20 protein-coding genes are annotated in these 20,327 nt (G+C 41.5%); 6 read left to right on the top strand and 14 right to left on the bottom strand.

Annotation, left to right across the window (positions count from 1 at the left end):
* The first annotated feature begins 9 nt into the window (after positions 1 to 9).
* Positions 10 to 465, top strand: coding sequence for a regulatory protein RecX (locus tag MUS1_RS12365; protein WP_036163048.1), 456 nt, complete (start codon positions 10 to 12; stop codon positions 463 to 465).
* 16 nt (positions 466 to 481) lie between these two features.
* Here the strand turns inward: MUS1_RS12365 and MUS1_RS12360 are convergent, their stop codons facing one another.
* From MUS1_RS12360 to yghU, 3 genes are all read right to left on the bottom strand, one after another.
* The gene (locus MUS1_RS12360; protein WP_036163047.1) at positions 482 to 2,062 is read right to left on the bottom strand and encodes a coiled-coil domain-containing protein; all 1,581 of its coding nucleotides are present in this window, start codon (positions 2,060 to 2,062) and stop codon (positions 482 to 484) included.
* Between the two features lie 82 nt (positions 2,063 to 2,144).
* Positions 2,145 to 3,752, bottom strand: coding sequence for an L-lactate permease (locus tag MUS1_RS12355; protein ID WP_036163046.1), 1,608 nt, complete (start codon positions 3,750 to 3,752; stop codon positions 2,145 to 2,147).
* A 227-nt stretch (positions 3,753 to 3,979) separates the two neighbouring features.
* On the bottom strand, positions 3,980 to 4,780 hold the full coding sequence (gene yghU, locus MUS1_RS12350; RefSeq protein ID WP_051436246.1) for a glutathione-dependent disulfide-bond oxidoreductase: 801 nt from the start codon (positions 4,778 to 4,780) through the stop codon (positions 3,980 to 3,982).
* Between the two features lie 232 nt (positions 4,781 to 5,012).
* On the opposite strand from yghU, the gene msrA reads away from it, so the two are divergent.
* The 4 genes from msrA to MUS1_RS12330 all read left to right on the top strand — a co-directional run bounded on the left by msrA (position 5,013) and on the right by MUS1_RS12330 (position 8,045).
* Positions 5,013 to 5,639 (top strand): peptide-methionine (S)-S-oxide reductase MsrA, encoded by a 627-nt coding sequence (msrA, locus tag MUS1_RS12345; protein ID WP_036163045.1) that lies wholly within the window; start codon positions 5,013 to 5,015, stop codon positions 5,637 to 5,639.
* 302 nt (positions 5,640 to 5,941) lie between these two features.
* On the top strand, positions 5,942 to 6,520 hold the full coding sequence (locus MUS1_RS12340) for a porin family protein (RefSeq protein ID WP_036163044.1): 579 nt from the start codon (positions 5,942 to 5,944) through the stop codon (positions 6,518 to 6,520).
* Positions 6,521 to 6,743: 223 nt separating this feature from the next.
* Entirely contained in the window at positions 6,744 to 7,481 is a 738-nt protein-coding gene (gene nfsA / locus MUS1_RS12335) for an oxygen-insensitive NADPH nitroreductase (protein WP_036163043.1), read from the top strand.
* A gap of 39 nt (positions 7,482 to 7,520) precedes the next feature.
* Positions 7,521 to 8,045: a peroxiredoxin gene (locus MUS1_RS12330; protein WP_036163042.1), complete on the top strand. Its 525-nt coding sequence runs from the start codon at positions 7,521 to 7,523 to the stop codon at positions 8,043 to 8,045.
* Positions 8,046 to 8,172: 127 nt separating this feature from the next.
* On the opposite strand, the gene MUS1_RS12325 is transcribed toward MUS1_RS12330, so the two are convergent.
* Positions 8,173 to 9,126: a LysR family transcriptional regulator gene (locus MUS1_RS12325; RefSeq protein ID WP_036163040.1), complete on the bottom strand. Its 954-nt coding sequence runs from the start codon at positions 9,124 to 9,126 to the stop codon at positions 8,173 to 8,175.
* A gap of 156 nt (positions 9,127 to 9,282) precedes the next feature.
* Between MUS1_RS12325 and MUS1_RS12320 the strand changes: the two genes are divergently transcribed.
* The gene (locus tag MUS1_RS12320) at positions 9,283 to 9,939 is read left to right on the top strand and encodes a nitroreductase family protein (protein ID WP_036163038.1); all 657 of its coding nucleotides are present in this window, start codon (positions 9,283 to 9,285) and stop codon (positions 9,937 to 9,939) included.
* Between the two features lie 286 nt (positions 9,940 to 10,225).
* Here MUS1_RS12320 and MUS1_RS12315 read toward each other — a convergent pair whose 3' ends face one another.
* From MUS1_RS12315 to MUS1_RS12270, 10 genes are all read right to left on the bottom strand, one after another.
* Entirely contained in the window at positions 10,226 to 10,645 is a 420-nt protein-coding gene (locus MUS1_RS12315) for a hypothetical protein (RefSeq protein ID WP_036163036.1), read from the bottom strand.
* 259 nt (positions 10,646 to 10,904) lie between these two features.
* Positions 10,905 to 11,819, bottom strand: a complete 915-nt coding sequence (locus MUS1_RS12310; RefSeq protein WP_036163035.1) for a response regulator transcription factor — start codon at positions 11,817 to 11,819, stop codon at positions 10,905 to 10,907.
* A 25-nt stretch (positions 11,820 to 11,844) separates the two neighbouring features.
* On the bottom strand, positions 11,845 to 15,318 hold the full coding sequence (locus MUS1_RS12305; protein ID WP_036163033.1) for a hybrid sensor histidine kinase/response regulator: 3,474 nt from the start codon (positions 15,316 to 15,318) through the stop codon (positions 11,845 to 11,847).
* A 52-nt stretch (positions 15,319 to 15,370) separates the two neighbouring features.
* Complete coding sequence (locus tag MUS1_RS12300) at positions 15,371 to 15,955, bottom strand: HupE/UreJ family protein (RefSeq protein WP_036163032.1); 585 nt, start codon at positions 15,953 to 15,955, stop codon at positions 15,371 to 15,373.
* Positions 15,956 to 16,042: 87 nt separating this feature from the next.
* Positions 16,043 to 16,687 carry an urease accessory protein UreG gene (gene ureG / locus MUS1_RS12295; RefSeq protein WP_036163031.1) on the bottom strand — a complete coding sequence of 215 codons (645 nt, stop codon included), beginning with the start codon at positions 16,685 to 16,687 and terminating at the stop codon, positions 16,043 to 16,045.
* An 82-nt stretch (positions 16,688 to 16,769) separates the two neighbouring features.
* Positions 16,770 to 17,459 (bottom strand): urease accessory protein UreF, encoded by a 690-nt coding sequence (locus MUS1_RS12290; protein ID WP_036163030.1) that lies wholly within the window; start codon positions 17,457 to 17,459, stop codon positions 16,770 to 16,772.
* Positions 17,440 to 17,883, bottom strand: coding sequence for an urease accessory protein UreE (gene ureE / locus MUS1_RS12285; protein ID WP_036163029.1), 444 nt, complete (start codon positions 17,881 to 17,883; stop codon positions 17,440 to 17,442). The genes MUS1_RS12290 and ureE overlap by 20 nt, the downstream gene beginning before the upstream one ends.
* 34 nt (positions 17,884 to 17,917) lie before the next feature.
* Complete coding sequence (gene ureC, locus MUS1_RS12280; RefSeq protein ID WP_036163028.1) at positions 17,918 to 19,630, bottom strand: urease subunit alpha; 1,713 nt, start codon at positions 19,628 to 19,630, stop codon at positions 17,918 to 17,920.
* Positions 19,627 to 19,950, bottom strand: a complete 324-nt coding sequence (locus MUS1_RS12275; protein WP_036163027.1) for an urease subunit beta — start codon at positions 19,948 to 19,950, stop codon at positions 19,627 to 19,629. Before MUS1_RS12275 ends, ureC begins: the two co-directional genes overlap by 4 nt.
* 37 nt (positions 19,951 to 19,987) lie before the next feature.
* Positions 19,988 to 20,290, bottom strand: a complete 303-nt coding sequence (locus MUS1_RS12270) for an urease subunit gamma (protein ID WP_036163021.1) — start codon at positions 20,288 to 20,290, stop codon at positions 19,988 to 19,990.
* Positions 20,291 to 20,327 lie beyond the last annotated feature (37 nt).

Here is a 20,327-nt window from a genome sequence, read left to right as displayed (position 1 = left end):
GGATTAAATATGAAGAGGCAAACATTCTCTATTTTCGACCAAGCCTTGTCATTACTAAGCCATAGAGAACATGCGACAAAAGAACTCGCCAACAAGCTAAAAGTTAAAGGCCATACTGAAGAAGAGATAGCATCAACAATAGAACGACTTCAGGAAATCAATTACCTTAACGATGAACGCTTCGCGGAAATTTTTGTCAGAAGTAGAATAAGCAAACCGCTTGGGGCTAACCGCATTCTACAAGAGCTGATACAAAAAGGCGTAAATAGTACTCTAGCAAAAGAAGCGGTAAATAATGCTGAGGCAGATTGGTTTGAACTGGCAAAACAATTAAAAGAAAGGAGGTTTGGCGAAGAAGCCACCAAAGATTTCAAAGAAAAAGGTAAACAGTCGCGCTACCTTCAATACAGAGGGTTTAACTTTGATGAAATTAAATACGCAATGTCCCCAAAAGACGAATACTAAACTTGGTCCACATAAACTACTTATCTTCTTTTGACATCAGTGCAGTTAAATAACGTTCTTCCATCTCAACGTATTGTTCCTGAATATTTGCAATCTTATCGTCTAATTCATCAACTTTTTTCTGTAATTCAATGAGTTCTTCCGACTGAGTGACACCATCACGTAACTCAGCGTCTAAGCGTTTTCGTTCTGCTTCTAGCTCTTCATTCACTTCTCGTAAGTTTTCAATTTCTTCCAAGTCTCGGTGCTCCATAGCAGTAAAACTGTCATCTATTGACACTTCCGCCAGCTCATTAGTATCAAGCAATCGCCGCTCCAGACTTTCACGTAAAACATGTGCTTTGTCCAAATCTCTTTCTAGCATTTCAACATAGAGCTCAGACTCATTCACCATTAAACGTAAAGCTCCAAGTTTAGATGACTGCTCATTAGCAAAAGCATCTGTTTCTTCTGTAAAAGACTCTTGATGTAATAAATCTTCCATATTCTTCATCGTGCTGCGCTCTGCATCAAACACGCCGTAAATATCTATACCTTGAGCCGCCCTTTCTTCATTTTCTCCGACTTCCAATAAAGCTTCTTTTGTTTTCAGTGCTTTATCACGCTTGGCGATATCAATATTAAGGTTATATTTGATTGTTTGTAGACTCTCTAACTTTCTTTCTAAACGCTTCACGACTCGACCACTTTCCAGTAACGACTTTTCTAACCTGACGATAAAAACATCATAAATACCGACGTGTTTTTCATCCTTTTGACTGTCTTTCGCGTTACGTACTTGTTCTTTTAAGTCAACTATGATGTTTTTTTGGTAAGCGGCTAACTGCTTCAGGTCTAAGACCTTATCATCTAATTCCAAACTCATAGAATCCAAGAAAATAGATTGATCTGTTTCATTTAAAAATGCACTCAAAGTATCTGCATAAGCGCTGCTTTCTCCCTCTTCTTTTACCTCGTCTAGATGCAATTTAAGCCTTTCTGAAAACTCGCACATACTCGCCATTTCTGCACGTAAAGCTGCCAACGATTGATCCAATTCAGGCTCTTGCGCTAACTGCTCTTGAATCTCATTTAGGTGATCATTTAATTCTGACCTAGTATCAACTTGGGAGGAGGCTTTATCTTCAACTTGTTGAATAACACCATTCAACTCATCCAATAAAGATTGATTCACTTTTAATGATTTAAATAGCTCGTCGATCTCTTGAGCTCGATCGATTTTAGCAAGAATTTTTTTGAATGCCTCTAATAACGCAAGCACTTTTGAATCTGGAACAGAGTGCTCAATAATATGAATCTCAACATCTAAAAAAATCGACCAGCATGACAAAGATGCTTTTCCTTGAAAGTCGGAGTTTGGTGAACCTTTCAATAATTCAACGCATATCTTTTTCTGCTGTCGTAACAAGACAAGCCATTGCTCTTTTTCTTCAGAGGAAACGCCTAGTAATTCATCGCCATCACTGTCATCAGTACTCAAAGTGGCGCCTAGGTCAACAGCCGCTTTTCTTACGGATAAATAACGAAAGAAAACCAACATAAAAACTAAGAAGAAAAACACACTTGATGCAATAAGTGCCCATTGCCATAACAACATTTTAGGTAGATCCTATTTAATATTTATACAAAACATCTCAACTCATTTCATTCAATATACTCAATAAAACGTAAAAAGCTATTTAGAACGCAACCAGAAACATCCCAACAATTGCCGCGATGAAACCATACACAATCATAGGAAGAATAGTCTGCTTGATAATATAACCCTCTTTGTTAGCGATACCTAAAATAGTAGAAACAGCGATAATATTGTTGATACACACCATATTACCCATAGCTGCCCCAGCAGATTGCAGAGCTAATATCGCAGATATTGGCAAACCAACTTGTACTGCAATACTTTGCTGAATAGCACCAAATGTTAAATTAGAAACCGTAGCTGAGCCTGAAAAGAAACTTCCTAATGCGCCTAAAAAAGCAGAAAAATAAGACCAATTATCGCCAGTTACACTTGAAAACGCATTGGCGATCAAGAAAATAGGCGAATGCTCGCCACCCAACATCATAAAGTTCACCATGATGAGTGCTGCAGCCAAAGAAACCAACGGCAATTTAATTCGACGACCAGTATCAGAAAACGCCTCAACCACATTACTTCGAGACATTTTCAATAAAGGAATGGAAATAAGCACAACCAATAAAAATGGAATCAAGGCAGGCACATACAAGGCTTTATACGACCAACTGACCGATGTTTGTAAAATATTCTCCACAGACAAAACAAGCGCTTGGCTGACACTAAAATACGTTCCACCAATATCAAAACCAAACCAAACGCTCATGTCGGTTAACAAGCCCTTTATGCCAAGCTGACTAATTCGAGTTACGATTAAAATAACAATCAATAAAACCAATGGAAGCAAGGCAAAAATAAGTGTTTTGAAAGGCACGATTGCCTCTTTATACAGGCCGTTTTCATCACTCTCTTCTTGAGTTTTCTGTAGTCCAATACCTCGTTTGGCCAAAACGATACTAACCATCAAACCAATCGCCCCACCAATCAATGAAGGGAACTCATAATTCCAAGTCGCAATCCAATAATATGGAATAGTACAAGACAAAATACTCAAAAGAATAAACACAATATTCTGACGAATCATCTGCCAACTAACGACAAATTTTAAAGCCAAAACAGGTATAACAAACGCAGCCATTGAATTAATTAATGCCGTTTGCGTTGCGACTTCAAAAATCTGCTCTTGATCTAAATTCAGTGCTTCGAGGCCAAACCAAATAGGCGTACCGACGGCACCAAACGATACAGGCACAGAATTCATAATAAGAGCGAGAATCGCTATTTTTAAAGGATGAAAACCCAAACCCACTAACATAGGTGCTGCAATTGCAGCAGGTGTACCAAAACCAGAAGCCCCTTCCAGCATAAATGCAAACGCCCAACCAATGATCATCAACTGAGCGATGGCATTTGTACTAATGGATTTCAGCCATCTAGCGATAACACTTTCAGCACCTGAAATAGCCAAAACTCGGTTCAATAAAATCGCACCAGCAATAATTGAAATCGGAGTAATAACAGACAACACACCAGAAATAATATTGGCGGCCAATAAACGTCCATCTGCCTGAAAATAAAAAAGCTGAATAACGCCAACCAATAATGCCGATATAGGCAACGCTATATGAGACGGTAACGCTTCTTTTTTGGTCATTAACCAAATAAGCAAAAGAATCGGAAAGGCCGAAATAAGCGTGCCAAAAAATGCCATTAATTTACCCTTAATCTATTTGTAGTATTAATCCAAATTATAAACCTAACTCGGACCAATATGATCGTCTTAGGCATAAATAACTATTTCTTATGACCAAACTCAATAAAAAAGGGATGACTATTGCGATTCGTCATCCCTTTTCAAGTAACACAGAAATTATAAGGCTATTAGGATAAATTCAGTCATCTAAATCGGAGCGGTCAGCTACTTTAAAAAGCATCACCTCAAATACGATTAACCGAGATACCACGCTGAACAGCAGGACGCTGTTCGATCTCTTTCGCCCAGCGTAATAGATGTGTATAACTCGCTACATCAAGAAACTCTGCGGCTTCGTATAAATTGCCCAGCACCAGACTTCCATACCAAGGCCAAATCGCGATATCGGCAATTGAATATTCGTCACCTGCCATATAAAGATTTTTCGCCAAATGCTTATCCAGCACATCTAATTCACGCTTCACCTCTATTGTGAAACGATCAACTGGATACTTCATTCTTACCGATGAATAAAAATAGAAATGACCAAAACCACCACCGAGATAAGGTGCGCAACCCATTTGCCAGAATAACCAGTTACGACACTCTGTTTTCCCGGCATGATCTTTGGGCACTAACGCTTCAAACTTATCGGCAAGATATTGCAGAATAGAACCAGACTCAAACACTCGTGTTGGCGGTGTTGTATCGTGATCCATCAAGGCTGGGGTTTTCGAGTTAGGGTTAATCTCAACAAAACCAGAAGAGAGCTGCTCACCTTTTCTAATGTTAATCAAATGAGCATCGTATTCAGCGTTACTAATACCCTGTTCCAAAAGCTCTTCCAACATGATTGCCACTTTCTGGCCATTTGGCGTTGACATTGAATAAAGCTGTAATGAGCGCTCACCAACAGTTAAAGCTTTTTCATGGGTCGAACCAGAAAAAGGACGATTAACAACCGACAAATTACCAACATTTTCTGGATTCCACTCCCACACCTTTGGTGGAACGTAGTTTTCGTCTGGATTCGTATCTGAACTCATTATTTATTCTCTCTTTTGAAATTCATTGTAAGAAATCTAAGACAAAGCACGTCTAAAGATCAAATGGCGATATTTATCTTAGATAGTACTGCTTACGCCACAATATCATAAGGATAAAATCATTCGTCAACACCCTATTCTTCTATGATGAATGTCTAAAGTAATAGACGACATTAAAAGCACAGAATTAAAGGACAAACCTCTAAACATGGCACATAAAAAGGCACTAAACATGACAAACAATACCTTATTAAAACGTACTTTAGGGTTAGCGACTATTGTGAGCGCCAGCTTATTTACCCATGCAACACTGGCTGCGCCACAAACTTTGATCGTCGCTGGAGGCTGTTTCTGGTGTGTAGAATCCGATTTCGAAGCGGTTGATGGTGTTACCAGTGCGGTATCTGGCTATATTGGCGGTCACGTAAAAAATCCAACTTACCGACAAGTTGCTGCAAAAGGCACAGGACATTTTGAAGCGGTTGAAATCACCTTCGATGATGAAATCGTTTCACTCAAAACCTTAGCAGATTACTTTTGGAAAACCATCGATCCAACGGACGCATACGGACAATTTTGTGATAAAGGCGCGCCTTATAAAACCGCGATGTTTTACCAAAATGAAGAACAAAAAGCTGTATTCGACGCATCACTAAAAAATGTCGAAGAGACAAAACCTTTCACAGATGCAATTGTGACAGAAATACTCCCTGCCAGTGAATTTTACATTGCTGAGGAATACCATCAGAGCTACTACACAAAGAACCCAGCACGATATGGGTTTTACCGTTTAAGCTGTGGACGAGATAGTAGAATTGAAAGCCTATGGGGCGAAGTGGCCAGCAAAGATCATCACTAAAATACACTTTTAAACTTTTTTACCCCCTTATCAAAGGCATCCGTTTTTCCCTTTACGGATGCCTTTCTTTTGCACACACCTTCTCATCAAACTCTCATTTCATTGTAGTGATTCTCTCTAATCGATTTCAGAGAAGACTCTAATTCGAGTATCAACAAAGTCTTTTTTATCTAGATTAAACGCATAGAAGATGAAGAAAATCAGCAACTCCTGCTCAAAACCTAGCCATTTTAAACGCTACCCTCCACAGTGAAAACACGTTTCAAGACGTTCTCGAAAAAGTAACTAAAAGGAGTAATAACATGAAGTTTTTCATTCCCGTCATCGCAGGTAGCATTGCTTTAGCCTCTTTCAGCGTAGCAGTACAAGCAGACAGTTCAATCGATTCAACCGAGAATAACAGCGGCTTTTATGTTGGCGGTAACTATGGTTACCTCAAAGTAGAAAGCGACGACGACTTTGATGATAGCAACGACGTATCACAAGGTATCATCGGTTATCGTCTGAACCCTTTCATTGCACTAGAAAGTAGCTATATCAACTTTGGTCGTTATGGCAGTGATTTGGCAAATGCTGAGACAACAGGTTATACCGCAGCGGTTAAAGGTACGATTCCACTAAGCCAAACCGTAGAAGTCTTTGCGAAAGCAGGTCAGCTTTGGCACGAAACAGATTATAACGTGACGTCCTTTTCCGGCAGCTCAGACGATAAAAGTCTATTTGCAGGCGCCGGCGTTAATTTCAAAGTCACTGAGAACTTCTTAGTGAATGCCCAATACACCTGGTACGACGTAGATTTAGAAGCCGATAATGTTTCATCTGACAGCAAATTTGAAACTGACTTCAATCAAGCAAGTGTCGGGGCGGAGTATCGCTTCTAACACGTTTACTAGTTAGATTTTTCACTTTCAGTCATTCCCTTATGATGACTCCCATTAAGAAGACTTTCTGCCCTTAGGAAGTCTTCTCTTTTTTACGAGTGATAACCACCATCATGTTTGTCATCCTCAAATATTCCACAATAGCGCTTTGACCCTTTAACATGAACTCACTACTATCTATACTTCTTGATTTTAAAAACTTTATTTTCAACAGGCGCTTATTATGAATCCTATTTTGCAAGCCCAAACCGCCCATAAATCCATTCGACAATATACAGATCAGGCCATTGATGAATCATTACTAAAGCAGCTGATTCAATCTGCGCAAGGTGCGGCATCGTCCAGTTTTATCCAGGCGTATTCATTAGTACAAGTGACGAACAAAGACAACCGTCAAAAGCTCGCAACATTAGCAGGCGGACAAAAATGGGTTGAATCTGCAGCCGAATTTCTCGTAATCTGTGCCGACTTAACGCGTGTAGAGCATTGCAGTTTACAACAAGGTTTAGGAAAACTAGAAGGCAACACAGAACATTTTATTGCCGCAACGACAGACGCGACTTTCATGGCGCAAAACCTTATGCTAGGGGCAGAATCGGTTGGATTAGGCGCTGTTTTTATTGGTGGTATTCGTAATGACCCTGCACAGGTAGCTGAACTATTAAACCTGCCAGATCAAGTGTACCCAATCTTCGGACTTTGCCTTGGTTACCCAGATGCTGAACCAGATTTGAAACCACGTTTGCCAGTGGATGTTGTTTTACATATAGACCGTTATGACAACACACGTTGCGCAAGTGACGTAAAAGCTTATGACTCACAAATGCAGGCCTATTATCAGAGCCGTGGCGATAATCAGAAAAGCAGTAATTGGTCTGAACAAACTGCGAATGCTGTACAGAAAAAGACACGCGAACATATGCTAGACTTCTTGCAACAGCGTGGCTTTTTAAAATGCTAAAACCACATTACTTTTTATTTATCTTTAATAGGAAAAAAAATGATAACTAACGTCCCTAATATCACTTTTAAAACACGCGTTCGTAACGATGCTCTTGGTGGTACAAATCCATTTGAATGGAAAGACGTAACAACAGACGATTTATTCAAAAACAAAAAAGTGGTTGTTTTCTCTTTACCTGGCGCCTTCACGCCAACTTGTTCAACATCTCATTTGCCACGTTATGAAGAACTTTACAGCGAATTCAAAGCCCAAGGCGTAGACGCCGTGATTTGTATCTCTGTAAATGACGCTTTTGTTATGTATCAGTGGGGCAAAAGCCAAAACGCTGAAAACGTTTTCCTATTACCTGATGGCAACGGTGACTTCACTCGTCAAATGGGCATGTTAGTGAAAAAAGACAACCTAGGATTTGGCATGCGTAGCTGGCGTTACGGTATGTATGTTGAAAATGGCGTGATTCAGAAAATGTTCACTGAAGCCGGCTACCAAGACAACGCTCCAAGCGACCCATTCGAAGTATCTGATGCTGATACAATGCTGAACTACCTAAAATCTCGTTAATATTTTCTAGCTAGTACTTTCTCTCTCAGACAGTAGCGAGAAAATACGATACAAAAAAAGGATAAGTAGTGAATGCTACTTATCCTTTTTTATGCTCTATTTTTTGGATGCCTCATCCTAAAAAAGGCTAACCGTTAATGTGCCCATCATCTAACACCGCTTTATCTAGCATGCCTTTTTCAACCAAGGAGGTTAATAAGGCTTTCGACCGTTCTCTAAACAAATCTCGTAAAAGACGAACGGTTGGTGTAATGGATTGGCGACTTGGACATACTAACCAAAGTTCACCTTGCTGAATATCGTACTCTGAGAGCAATGGCACAATCCGGCCTTTCAGCAAATCACTGGCGATATCCAGACAAGATTTAATGGCAACGCCTTTTCCGGCAACACACCAGCGCCGAACTAAGTCTCCATCATTCGCAGCGCAGTTCGCTTTCGGTTTCACTTTATGTGATTGATCGCCTTCTGAAAGTAGCCAGGTATCGTTCAATATGCCTTGAAGTTGATAAAACAACCCTTTGTGATTCACCAGATCTTTTGGATGTAAAGGAATTCCATGTTGCTCGATGTATTCTGGGCTGGCTCCGATAATTCTTGGCACATTACAAATTTTGAAGCCATATAAGTTGGAATCTGATGGTGGTCCATAACGCAACGCCATGTCTAAAGCATCGCGATAGAAGTCGACATTGCTGTCACTAATATGCGCTCTTAACGTGACATCTGGATGATGCTCCATAAATTCGTTAATCCATGGAATCGCCAAATTTCGGCCTAAATCGGATGACACAGCAATTCGGATTTCACCGCTGATAATGTCCAAATCATTTCGCATCGTTTGTTTTGCTTGATCCAACATAGACAAAGCGGCTTCACATTGTGGCAAATATCGTTCACCCGCACTGGAAAGACGAAGATGACGCGTGGTTCTGACAAACAACTCAACACCCAATGCTGACTCAACACGCTTTACCGCGGCACTGGCCGTCGCCATTTGCATATCAAGATGCCTTGCGGCTGCGGTAATACTGCGAAACTCTGCCACTTTTAACACAACCTGGAGATCTTCGAGCTGCATTCCTTAAACCTCGTAGAAAATAACAGCCCTATTATCAATTATTTTTTGATAATAATTCAATGAAAGACATGTTTTTTGTTTGATAAAGAATCAATAAGATAACGCCATTCTCTTATTGAAGAGCAAATCTTAAAATTATTTTATATGGAATAAAAAATGACGCACCCAATTATTACTGATCTAGAAAACCGCCACACTGTAAAACATTATGATGCTTCTAAGCCTATATCTGCGGAAGATTTAGAAGTAATCTACGAAGTGTTACGCCTTTCACCTTCTTCAATAAACTCTCAACCTTGGAAGTTTATTGTGATTGAAAGTGACGAAGCGAAACAACGCCTTCATGATACTTTTGAAAATAAATTTCAGTTCAACCAAAAACACGCTAAAACAGCATCGCACACTATTTTGTTCGCTCATAAAACAAACTACGTTCGCGCAGATTATGAAAAAGTCATCGATAAAGACATTCAAGTTGGTCGAACTCAGCCAGAAAATAAAGAACAAGCTTTTGGTGCTTTTGCGTTTGTTGATATGAATACTGACGAGAACGGCAACAACGCAGCTTGGACAAAGGCTCAAACCTACATAGCCTTAGGCAATACAATGAGTGCACTGGCTCGTCTAGGTATTGATTCGACTCCAATGGAAGGCGTAGATCACGAGTTAATCAGCGAATTATTCTCTGAGGAATTAGGCGGTTATCAGTGTGATGTTGCACTGGCTATGGGCTACAACGATAAAGTTCAAGACTATAATGCAGCACTGCCTAAGTCTCGCCTTACAACAAAAGACGTCATCGCAGTACTGTAACGACGCTAGAAAAGTATCAGATTTATAGGTTCAGTCATTATCTAATGCTGAGCTTTAGAGTAAACATGCTTTCCAATAAAAGGGTGCCTTATCCATTCAAGTTTTATTGACTGAATGTGAAAGGCTCTCTTTTTTTGGCATTTAAAAAAACAAAAAAAAGCGACACCTCAATTGAGATATCGCCTAAAAAAAGGAAGTACAAGAATGAATCTTTCACAATTAAAAGAAACATTGGCGCCCTTAAAAAGGACTACTGCCTCTGTCCATCCGACAGAGTAAACACAGATTAATTTTCGAGTGATAATTTCTTATCAAACTCGCGAAAAAAGTACAGCATGAAAATTGCCGCTAACATAGGCCAAGCAGCGAAGAATAAAAGATTTGAAGGCCCCCAAGGGTCCATATAACGTCCAAAAGACACAAATGTTGAAGCAAAATGCATAACCAAAATGATCAATGTTACCCAACGTTTTTGAAAACCTATTAAAAAACTAAGAACAAGAATCAGCTGTAAGCCTCCTAATAGATAAGAGATGCCAGAACTTAACCCAGAAATAGAATAGAACGCTTTGAATATGACTGCGACATGTTCAGGATTAAAAAACTTATCTAATGTCCACATAACCAAGACAATAAATACACCTAAACGTAAACCAAATAAACTCCACTCTAATTTTTCACGTGGTACTGCAACATTGTTGTTCATTCATAAAAGCCTTTTTAAAAGATAAGTGATTTTAAAAAGAAAAATTATGTAAAACAATTGGCTAAGGCTCTCATGACCATTCTTACCATGTTCATGCCTTTATGAATAAATTGATGACTATAAGGAGGAATATGTCATATACATTAAAAAATATATTTGAAAAATACCGATAAGGGAAAGTACAAGTTCGTTTTTAATGCCTCTACTTTTACAAATTCAAAATAATACCATTGAACATAAATGGTCTACCGATCAAGCATTAACGATCTACGGCTAGTACTCGTAATGCAACACCAGCTGCAGACGTTCGATTCTCAACACCCAGTTTTGGAAAAATTTGCTCTAAGTGTTTGTTGACAGTACGCGGGCTCATTTCCAGAATTTCAGCCACTTCTCGATTGGTTTTACCATTTGCAATCCAATGTAAAACCTCAGACTCTCGATCCGTTAAATTCAATTCTATTTTTAGCAATACCGGCCCTTTAGGCTTATCACCGTCTTCAAGCTTTAAAAGCACTTCTTTTTGCTCTGTAAGCCCCATCATTTTTAAAGACAAAGGATAGTCCAATCCTGTCAGCTTCAATACATTACCAACTTCTGGCTCATGGGTTAACCAAAGACGAACTTGTAACGCCAGCTCAACACGTTGCCATTCCGGACTCACACGAGCTTTTGCAAGTAAGGCATAAGTTTGTGGCGTCGCCCACGCAATCGCTCCAGCATCCGTTGTCGTCATCAAATGCTGGCCCATACTATCCAATGCAGACTGCGCATTATTACTTAATCGAGCATTCGACAGATGCACTTTCATGCGAGCAATCAATTCATTTGGCTGGATCGGCTTAGTTAGATAGTCCACACCTCCGGCTTCCAAGCCTCGAACAATGTCATTGGTATCACTCAAGCCTGTCATAAAAATAACAGGAATAGATGCAAGACTTGGGTCAGTTTTTAGCTCACGACACGTCTCGAAACCATCCATGTTAGGCATAATGGCATCAAGTAAAATAATGTCAGGCCGAATTCGCTTTGCAATTGTTAAGGCCTGCTTTCCTTCTAGAGCAACGAGCACATCCATATTAGCCGCTTCCAATGTATCGTGAATCAAACTTAATGCATCTGGCGAGTCATCAACAACCAATACTATGTCGCTCTTATTGCTGGGTTTCATCATGACGTTTTCCATTTTATAAAGCACATCACAAAGAGTGCTGTTTTAAGTACTGAACAATGCCATCGAACTGAAAGTTCTGATATAAACTTTCTAACTGCTGCCTATGCACTGGTGCAATAACATCCGTTTTATCAAGTTGGTCCAGTACACTACGCACACCTTTTTTGTAACCCATTTCAGCGAACGCCATTAATTCACGAACACTTTCATGATCTGGAATCAACGGTATTTCTTGCTTACTATTATTTGAGTTCTTCTCTTCTGAATCATTGTCGTCTGAATCATTACATAGGTTTCGAGCTAAAATTGGTGCATAGGCGGGTGCATGGGATTCCGTTTCTTGATACCCCCACTCCAAATTCAATAAACTCCTAACAGCCTCTAACAGAATGCTGTTATTAATAGGTTTTACCAAATATTGATTAAATGCCGCCTGCTCATCTGGCTCTCGTTGGTTTTCTTGTGCATCCGCTGACAACATAACAATAGGCATCCCTAAACCTCGATCTCGCAGTGTTTTTGCGAGTGTTAACCCATCCATTCCCGGCATAGAAACATCCAAAACAAACAAATCTGGCGAACAAGAATCAAGTTGTTCCAAACAAACTTGGGCATCGTTGGCTTCCAATACATTGAATCCAAGCGGCGCTAAAATATCAGATAACAAACCACGCACCACAGGGTCATCATCAACCACCATTAATGTACGCTGATAACCTCGATAGCTCACTATTCGTTTGTATTCATGAGCTACCACATCACCTTGGCTCACCCATGGCAACATCAGGCTCACCCGAAATTCACTACCTTCTCCAACAACCGATTTTGCTTGCAAATCACCGCCCATAATATCTGTCAGCAATTTCACAATCGTCAGCCCTAAACCTGTGCCGGGTAAATTGCCTGTGCTGATATCGCGCACGCGTTCGAATGGATCAAAGATGCGTTTCAAATGTTCATTCTTGATGCCAAGTCCAGTATCACGAATTACAAATTCAGCGACTTGGTTACGGTAATTTACTTCGAATAAAATTGAGCCTTGAGGTGTATATTTCACTGCATTTGATAGCAAATTAATCAAAATTTGTCGTAGTCGTTTTTCATCGGTCACCACATGCTGTGGCAAAGGTGCAATGATTTTAGATTGAAATTGAACCCCTTTGGCGCGTGCTTGCATCGCAAACATACTGTTTAATTGATCAATCAATTTCGGAAAATCCACTGTATTTCGATACAGATCAAACCGTCCCGCTTCAATTTTAGAAATGTCTAACAGACCTTCAATCAAATCCGCCAAATACAAACCACTGCGATGAATAATGTCTAAACCATTTTGATGACCAGAAGGTGTATTGGCTTTTTCAGATAAAAGTTGGGCATAACCAATAATAGATTGCAGCGGCGTGCGTAATTCATGACTGATACCGGTAAGATAACGACTTTTCGCTTCATTTGCTTGCTCTGCTTGCTCTTTCGCACTTTGTAACGCTCGGTCTGTTTCTTGGTGTGCATCAACCTCACGAATCAATTTTCGTGTTTGACGATTAGATTCCTTTTGCGCCACCACACGGCTTTCATGAGCAAGTAGAAATAGCCAAGACAACACCCCAGAAACGATCAATAATGTAAAAAACAAAGCAAACATGGTGTCTTGTAACAAAGTTTCGCCTTCGATTGAACTGGGTGCCATTTGTCGATAGATCAACATCATCAAGGCGGCATTAATGATATTAATCACAGTCAAAAGAGATAAGAAACGCCCGAATCGTGAATTCAATGCTTTGACTAAACGCTTGGGTAAAAACAATTTAAAGAAATAATCACTTTGTTGGCTAATACTGGCTTGCGGTTTACAGCTGTCTAAGCAGCGAACATCCAGAGAGCAACATAAGGAGCAAATCGGCAGCATATAAGCAGGGCAAAAACTCATATCCTCTGTTTCCAAATTATTCTCACAAATACCACAGGTCAAGGTGACATAACGCGGCTGAGTTTGCTTAGCCAGCTCTATCATTGGCACCAATTCTGGGCTTTGACGGGCAATATAGTATTTCCCTTTCGTGATCCAAGCGATTAAAGGAACGAATACAAAGCAGCTACCAAGCGAAATAAAATGGCACATGCTTTTTGCTACTTCGCCAAAAACACCTAAATAACTCACTAAACCCAATGTTGTGGCAATCAACATAGAACCGGTACCAACAGGATTTATATCGTATAAATGGGCACGTTTGAACTCCACATAATTTGGGCTTAAACCGAGTGGTTTATTAATCAATAAATCAGCCGACAAACTGCCTAGCCAGCTCACCGCACTAATGGCAAAGACACTTAATATGGCACCAAGCGCTTGATAAATCCCTAACTCCATCAGCAACAAGGCAATGGTCACATTGAATACTAACCACACCACTCGCCCAGGATGGGAATGAGTCAAACGAGAAAAGAAGTTAGACCAAGCAATCGAGCCTGCATAAGCGTTTGTTAGATTGATTTTCATCTGGCAGATAAAAACAAATATTGCCGCTAATACCAAAGCCGATGTCGGTGAGTTAGTCAAAAATAAAAAGACTCGCTGATATAAATACGTTGGGTCTGTCGCCTGTATCGTTGTTGCACCATCCGAGATTGCTAAATAGGCTAAGAAAGACCCTAAAAGCATCTTAATCGCGCCAATAAAAACCCAGCCAGGCCCAGCTAAAATCAACCAAAACCACCAACGCTTACGGTTTTGTTTGGTTTTTTCAGGGAGAAATCGTAGGTAATCAACCTGCTCACCAATTTGCGCCATCAATGCAAACAACACAGAAGCCGCCGTACCAAACAACACCCAATCAAAACCGATATTGGCAGGCAAATGCGCAGGAGTGTATTCCGTCCAACCTTCAAACTGCTGATACTCTTGAATAACCTGAGAAATAACAACACCCACCGCCGCAAATTGCAGCACGAGCCAAATCCACTGGGTGCCATTTTGGAATCGACTGATCGCCCGAATACCGTGAGTCACAATCGGAATCACAAAAAAAGCAGACAGTGCATAGCCAATCTGCAAAGGAATACCGAGCAAAACCTCCATAGCAGAAGCCAATATAGCGGCTTCAATAGCAAAAAATATAAAAGTGAAAGAGGCGTAAATCAGCGAAGTAATGGTTGAACCAAGATAACCAAAACCGGCACCACGAGTCAGTAAATCAATGTCTAAACCATGTTTGGCAGAATAGTAAGCAATCGGAAAACCTGTAACAAAGAACAGCGCAAGCACAGTAAGAATGGCTGCAACCGCATTGGTAAAACCATAGCCTAACGTGATAACCGCGGCCAAACCTTCTAAAGCCAAAAACGCCGCCGCACCAAGAGCCGTATGCCCGACACGGTCGATGCTCATAGTACGACCCTGTTTGGAGGTATAGCGTAATGCGTAATCCTCCATTGTTTGGTCGGCGACCCACTTATTATAGTGACGTCGTACTTTAAAAATCTTTTGGGCAGCGGACATACTTACTCGCGGTTACGGATTAAAGCTAAAAAAATCTAACTCCAGAGTTAGATTAAGCAATACTTAGAAAAAGTCCTGCAACAGCAATCATTGATCCGCTAATACGAACCATCAAAGGTGAAGCAAAACGTGTCATTAACTGCCCTAAACCAAGACCAAGGGTATGCAATCCAGCAGTGGCAAATACAAACCCCGATACATAGTGAACACTGTTCGCATTTATTGGCATTTCCATACCATGAGCCGCGCCATGAAATACGGCAAAACCACCAGCAATAACCACAGTAGCTAGAATAGGCAAACGTTTCGCACCGAATACCAAGGCACCCAATACAACAACAGAGAGTAAAATACCCTGCTCGACAAAAGGAACACTCAACCCAGCAACAGCCAAACTACCACCAACCAACATAGTCAGCACAAATGCAGTAGGAACTGCCCATAGAGCACGACCGCCAATACTGGATGCCCAAAGGCCAATCGCAAGCATCGCCAATAAATGATCTAAACCACCCAAAGGATGAGAAAAACCACTCATAAAACTGGAAACATCTTCGTGCCCTGGATGGGCAAACGCCATACCAGAGATCAATATAGACACCGTAGCCGTTAAACCTTTCAAAATAGATAAAGCCATTTTCTTCTCCTAATCATTATTTTCTTAAACGCTACTTTCTTACGGTTACTTTCTTACGGTTACTTTCTTACAGTTAAAGAAAATGGTTTACACCACTGCTTTTGCAGGAGGAAGCTCTTTTGTATCAAGCATGCCTTCCGTGACAATAAACTGGATAATGTCATCCAAACCTTGTGCTTTTTTAAGATTTGAAAATACGAATGGTCGTTCGCCACGCATCATTTTTGCATCACGATCCATCACTTCTAACGACGCGCCAACCAAAGGTGCCAAGTCTGTTTTATTAATAATCAACAGGTCTGATTTCGTAATGCCCGGTCCACCTTTACGAGGAATCTTATCGCCTGCTGAGACATCAATCACATAGATCGTCAGGTCGGACAATTCAGGACTGAAAGTGGCACTCAAGTTATCACCACCGGATTCAACAAACACGATATCTAATTCACCATGACGCGCTAATAACTGATCAATCGCAGCCAAGTTCATCGATGCATCTTCACGAATTGCGGTATGAGGACAACCGCCCGTTTCAACCCCTAAAATACGATCCGCGTCCAAAGCCTGATGCTCTGTTAAAAACTTCGCATCTTCTTGTGTGTAAATATCATTGGTCACAACCGCAATGTTGTAATGTTCACGAAGCGCTGAGCATAAAGAGCGCAGTAACGCCGTTTTCCCTGAACCAACGGGGCCACCCACACCAATACGTAATGTTTGTTTCTTACTCATACTATTTTCCTTAAAAAACTAACCCCGCTTTCTGCTCCTCCCCTTTTTTCTTTTAAAGGAGAGTCTGGAAGAGGGTTAAAAGTCACGAACGAAATAACCTTGAATACTGTGTTTCATGTTGTGCACTGCCAATGGCAATCATAGGTAAGCCAGCGCCAATGCGATCTTCTTCAATCGTCAACGACAGAGAAATGGCTTGATTAATATCACTCTGTAATTCGCCTAATAATTCTTGTGCTTGCGTCTGTCCTAACGGCACTAATTTAGTGGCGGCGGCGATTTGATTTTCTAACCAAGACCAAGCAAAACCCAACGCCGCCACATCAAACCCTATCTTCCAATGGGCCGCAGCAATCGCAAACAAGGGAACAAAACTCATCACATCACCACGTTCAAATGGCGTATTGATGCCTAAACTTCCCATCAAACGAAACAGTGCCTCTCCCATCGCCGTATCGTTTAGGCGCAACTCTTTGGTTTCTCGACAGGCTAATGCTAAGTCGTTTAACTCCACTAACCTTGCTGACCGCGCTACTGAACCTTGTTGTTCAGCTGCCATCATGCAAAGACGTAAAATAGGCAAATCCACCCGCGCGACAGATTGCTGAAGTTGCAAACCAACCCAATCTGAAACATCGGTTTTACGTGCCACCCAGCCTTTATCAATGGCGTATTCCATGCCTTGCGAAAACGCATAACCACCAACGGGCAAGCTCACACTGCTCAACTGCAACAGACGTAATAAACTGGCTTCAGTGGTGACTATGGCCATGGCTATAGGCTCCAGATTCAGGAATAAACACCGCTTCTTCGTGGCTTACAACCAGGCCAAGCAAATGCAGCATATCTTCTAAAACGTGGTCAGGCTTGATTCGTAACCAGCGCTCGCCTACTTGAATCTTGGTATGACGATTTCCTAAGTGATAGCAGGCCTTAGAAAATGCGACCCAATCTTCACAACTGGCATGAGCAACCGCTTCGACAGCACCTACAATCTGAATTGTTTTACCGCATTCAGAACGTAAAAATTCACCTACTAACAACGGCTTACCACGTTCTAAAAAGACACGAATTTCTTCGCCATTTTCACCTTCTAACTTTAAACGACCACGTTCACGCTGCTCATGTGTCAAGATGACCGTGGTATACACCTCATCGTGGCAATGGGTGCCAAGACGCGTATAAATATCTAACATAATTTTTCCACCATAATCTGCTCAAAAGGCTTCTTTAGAATAAATTGTAAAGCTGAGCGAGCGGTAAAGATTCCGCTGGCTCACAGGTTAATAACTCACCGTCTGCATGCACTTCATAGGTCTGTGGATCTACTGTAATATCTGGCATCCAGGCATTATGAATCATGTCTTTTTTGGTTAAGTTGCGCGTATTTTTACAAGCCACTAAAGTACGATCCAAACCTAAGCTTTCTTTGAGGCCATTTTTTAATGCGGCCTTAGAAACAAACGTCACAGACGTCGCTGCTGCCGCTTTGCCAAAAGAGCCAAACATAGGTCGATAATGCACTGGCTGAGGCGTTGGAATAGAGGCATTAGGATCGCCCATTGGCGCGTTCGCAATCATCCCACCTTTAATAATCATCGACGGTTTCACCGCAAAGAAAGCCGGCTTCCACAACACTAAATCGGCCAATTTACCCGGTTCAATCGAACCCACTTCATGACTGATTCCATGGGTAATTGCAGGGTTAATCGTGTACTTGGCAATGTAACGTTTCGCTCGAAAGTTATCCGCACCCAGCGCTTTGTCTTCTGGTAACAAGCCAAACTGTTGCTTCATTTTGTGAGCTGTTTGCCATGTCCGCGTGACCACTTCTCCGACTCGCCCCATGGCTTGGGAGTCAGAAGAAATCATCGAAAACGCACCGCGATCATGGAAAATATCTTCCGCAGCAATGGTTTCCTTACGAATGCGCGAATCCGCAAACGCCACGTCTTCGGCAATATTGCTATCAAGATGATGACAAACCATCAGCATGTCTAAATGCTCATCCACTGTGTTGTGAGTATAAGGACGCGTTGGATTTGTCGACGATGGCAATACATTTGAAAAGCCTGCGGCACGAATAATATCCGGAGCATGTCCGCCGCCCGCGCCTTCTGTATGATAAGTATGGATAACGCGATTTTTGAAAGCCGCTAACGTACTGTCGACAAAACCCGACTCATTCAAGGTATCCGTGTGAATCGCCACCTGCACATCGTATTCTTCGGCAACCGACAAACAACAATCAATACTCGCTGGCGTCGTTCCCCAGTCTTCATGAAGTTTCAAGCCACAGGCACCGGCTTCTAGTTGCTCTTCCAAGGCTTCGGGTAAACTGGCGTTGCCTTTTCCTAGAAAACCCAAGTTCATCGGCATGCTGTCAGTGGCTTGTAACATTTTCTCAAGATACCAAGGCCCCGGCGTACAAGTCGTTGCTTTGGTTCCGGTCGCTGGTCCTGTTCCACCGCCAATCATGGTGGTCACACCGGAAGTAAGTGCTTCTTCAATTTGTTGCGGACAGATAAAGTGAATGTGTGCATCAATGCCGCCAGCCGTAAGAATCGAGCCTTCACCCGCAATGACTTCGGTTCCGGGACCAATAATGATGTCGACATTATCTTGCACATCAGGATTACCGGCTTTACCAACTTTCGTTATCCGGCCATTTTTAACACCCACATCCCCTTTGACGATGCCCCAATGATCTAACACAAGCGCGTTGGTAATCACCAAGTCCACAGCGAATTCATTGGTTACTTGGCTTTGCCCCATGCCATCACGGATCACCTTGCCGCCACCGAATTTCACTTCATCCCCATAGGTAGTGAAATCTTTTTCTACCTGAATCCAGATATCCGTATCGCCTAAACGAACTCGATCACCTGTTGTCGGACCAAACATTTGTGCATAACTATTCCTGTCTATTTTAATCGTGCTCATTGTCCGCCCTCCATTCTCAGTGTTCCCATCACCTCGCCACGGAATCCATAAATGGTTTTAGTACCCGCGTATTCCACCAACTCCACTTCGCGACCTTGACCAGGTTCAAAACGAACCGCTGTACCGGAAGCGATGTTTAAGCGAAAGCCTTTGGTTGGCTCACGTTCAAATGTCAGTGCAGGATTCACTTCATAAAAATGATAGTGGGAACCTATTTGCACAGGACGATCGCCCATATTTTCGACACGGACTTTCAGTGTTTTACGACCTAGGTTCAGCTCAATATCGCCTTCAGCAACCTGTATTTCACCTGGAATCATGATGTTTCTCCTTCCCTCAGGATAAATGAAAAAGGAATTAGTTGATCGGATTATGAACTGTCACCAACTTAGTGCCGTCTGGAAACGTCGCTTCGACTTGCACTTCATGAATCAAATCCACAACGCCGTCCATTACTTGGTCTGCACTCAACAAAGTTTTGCCGTAGCTCATCAATTCCGCCACGGTTTTGCCGTCACGAGCACCTTCAATAATTTCCATCGTGATAAACGCCATGGCTTCAGGGTAATTCAATTTAAGACCACGATTTAATCGACGCTCTGCTAACAACGCTGCCGTAAATACCAATAACTTGTCTTTTTCTCTTGGAAGCAATTCCATATTCTTACCTTTTAAAAATCGTTTTTTAAAGATTACG

This window comes from Marinomonas ushuaiensis DSM 15871 (assembly GCF_000521805.1).
GTDB classification, from domain to species: Bacteria; Pseudomonadota; Gammaproteobacteria; order Pseudomonadales; family Marinomonadaceae; genus Marinomonas; species Marinomonas ushuaiensis.
This window is presented reverse-complemented; position numbering and strand designations above follow the sequence as displayed.

Excerpts from the sequence above, each read along its gene's own strand:
- MUS1_RS12365 (WP_036163048.1), top strand. The coding sequence starts at position 10 with ATGAAGAGGCAAACATTCTCTATTTTCGACCAAGCCTTGTCATTACTA.
- MUS1_RS12360 (WP_036163047.1), bottom strand. The coding sequence starts at position 2,062 with ATGTTGTTATGGCAATGGGCACTTATTGCATCAAGTGTGTTTTTCTTC.
- MUS1_RS12355 (WP_036163046.1), bottom strand. The coding sequence starts at position 3,752 with ATGGCATTTTTTGGCACGCTTATTTCGGCCTTTCCGATTCTTTTGCTT.
- yghU (WP_051436246.1), bottom strand. The coding sequence starts at position 4,780 with ATGAGTTCAGATACGAATCCAGACGAAAACTACGTTCCACCAAAGGTG.
- msrA (WP_036163045.1), top strand. The coding sequence starts at position 5,013 with ATGACAAACAATACCTTATTAAAACGTACTTTAGGGTTAGCGACTATT.
- MUS1_RS12340 (WP_036163044.1), top strand. The coding sequence starts at position 5,942 with ATGAAGTTTTTCATTCCCGTCATCGCAGGTAGCATTGCTTTAGCCTCT.
- nfsA (WP_036163043.1), top strand. The coding sequence starts at position 6,744 with ATGAATCCTATTTTGCAAGCCCAAACCGCCCATAAATCCATTCGACAA.
- MUS1_RS12330 (WP_036163042.1), top strand. The coding sequence starts at position 7,521 with ATGATAACTAACGTCCCTAATATCACTTTTAAAACACGCGTTCGTAAC.
- MUS1_RS12325 (WP_036163040.1), bottom strand. The coding sequence starts at position 9,126 with ATGCAGCTCGAAGATCTCCAGGTTGTGTTAAAAGTGGCAGAGTTTCGC.
- MUS1_RS12320 (WP_036163038.1), top strand. The coding sequence starts at position 9,283 with ATGACGCACCCAATTATTACTGATCTAGAAAACCGCCACACTGTAAAA.
- MUS1_RS12315 (WP_036163036.1), bottom strand. The coding sequence starts at position 10,645 with ATGAACAACAATGTTGCAGTACCACGTGAAAAATTAGAGTGGAGTTTA.
- MUS1_RS12310 (WP_036163035.1), bottom strand. The coding sequence starts at position 11,819 with ATGATGAAACCCAGCAATAAGAGCGACATAGTATTGGTTGTTGATGAC.
- MUS1_RS12305 (WP_036163033.1), bottom strand. The coding sequence starts at position 15,318 with ATGTCCGCTGCCCAAAAGATTTTTAAAGTACGACGTCACTATAATAAG.
- MUS1_RS12300 (WP_036163032.1), bottom strand. The coding sequence starts at position 15,955 with ATGGCTTTATCTATTTTGAAAGGTTTAACGGCTACGGTGTCTATATTG.
- ureG (WP_036163031.1), bottom strand. The coding sequence starts at position 16,687 with ATGAGTAAGAAACAAACATTACGTATTGGTGTGGGTGGCCCCGTTGGT.
- MUS1_RS12290 (WP_036163030.1), bottom strand. The coding sequence starts at position 17,459 with ATGGCCATAGTCACCACTGAAGCCAGTTTATTACGTCTGTTGCAGTTG.
- ureE (WP_036163029.1), bottom strand. The coding sequence starts at position 17,883 with ATGTTAGATATTTATACGCGTCTTGGCACCCATTGCCACGATGAGGTG.
- ureC (WP_036163028.1), bottom strand. The coding sequence starts at position 19,630 with ATGAGCACGATTAAAATAGACAGGAATAGTTATGCACAAATGTTTGGT.
- MUS1_RS12275 (WP_036163027.1), bottom strand. The coding sequence starts at position 19,950 with ATGATTCCAGGTGAAATACAGGTTGCTGAAGGCGATATTGAGCTGAAC.
- MUS1_RS12270 (WP_036163021.1), bottom strand. The coding sequence starts at position 20,290 with ATGGAATTGCTTCCAAGAGAAAAAGACAAGTTATTGGTATTTACGGCA.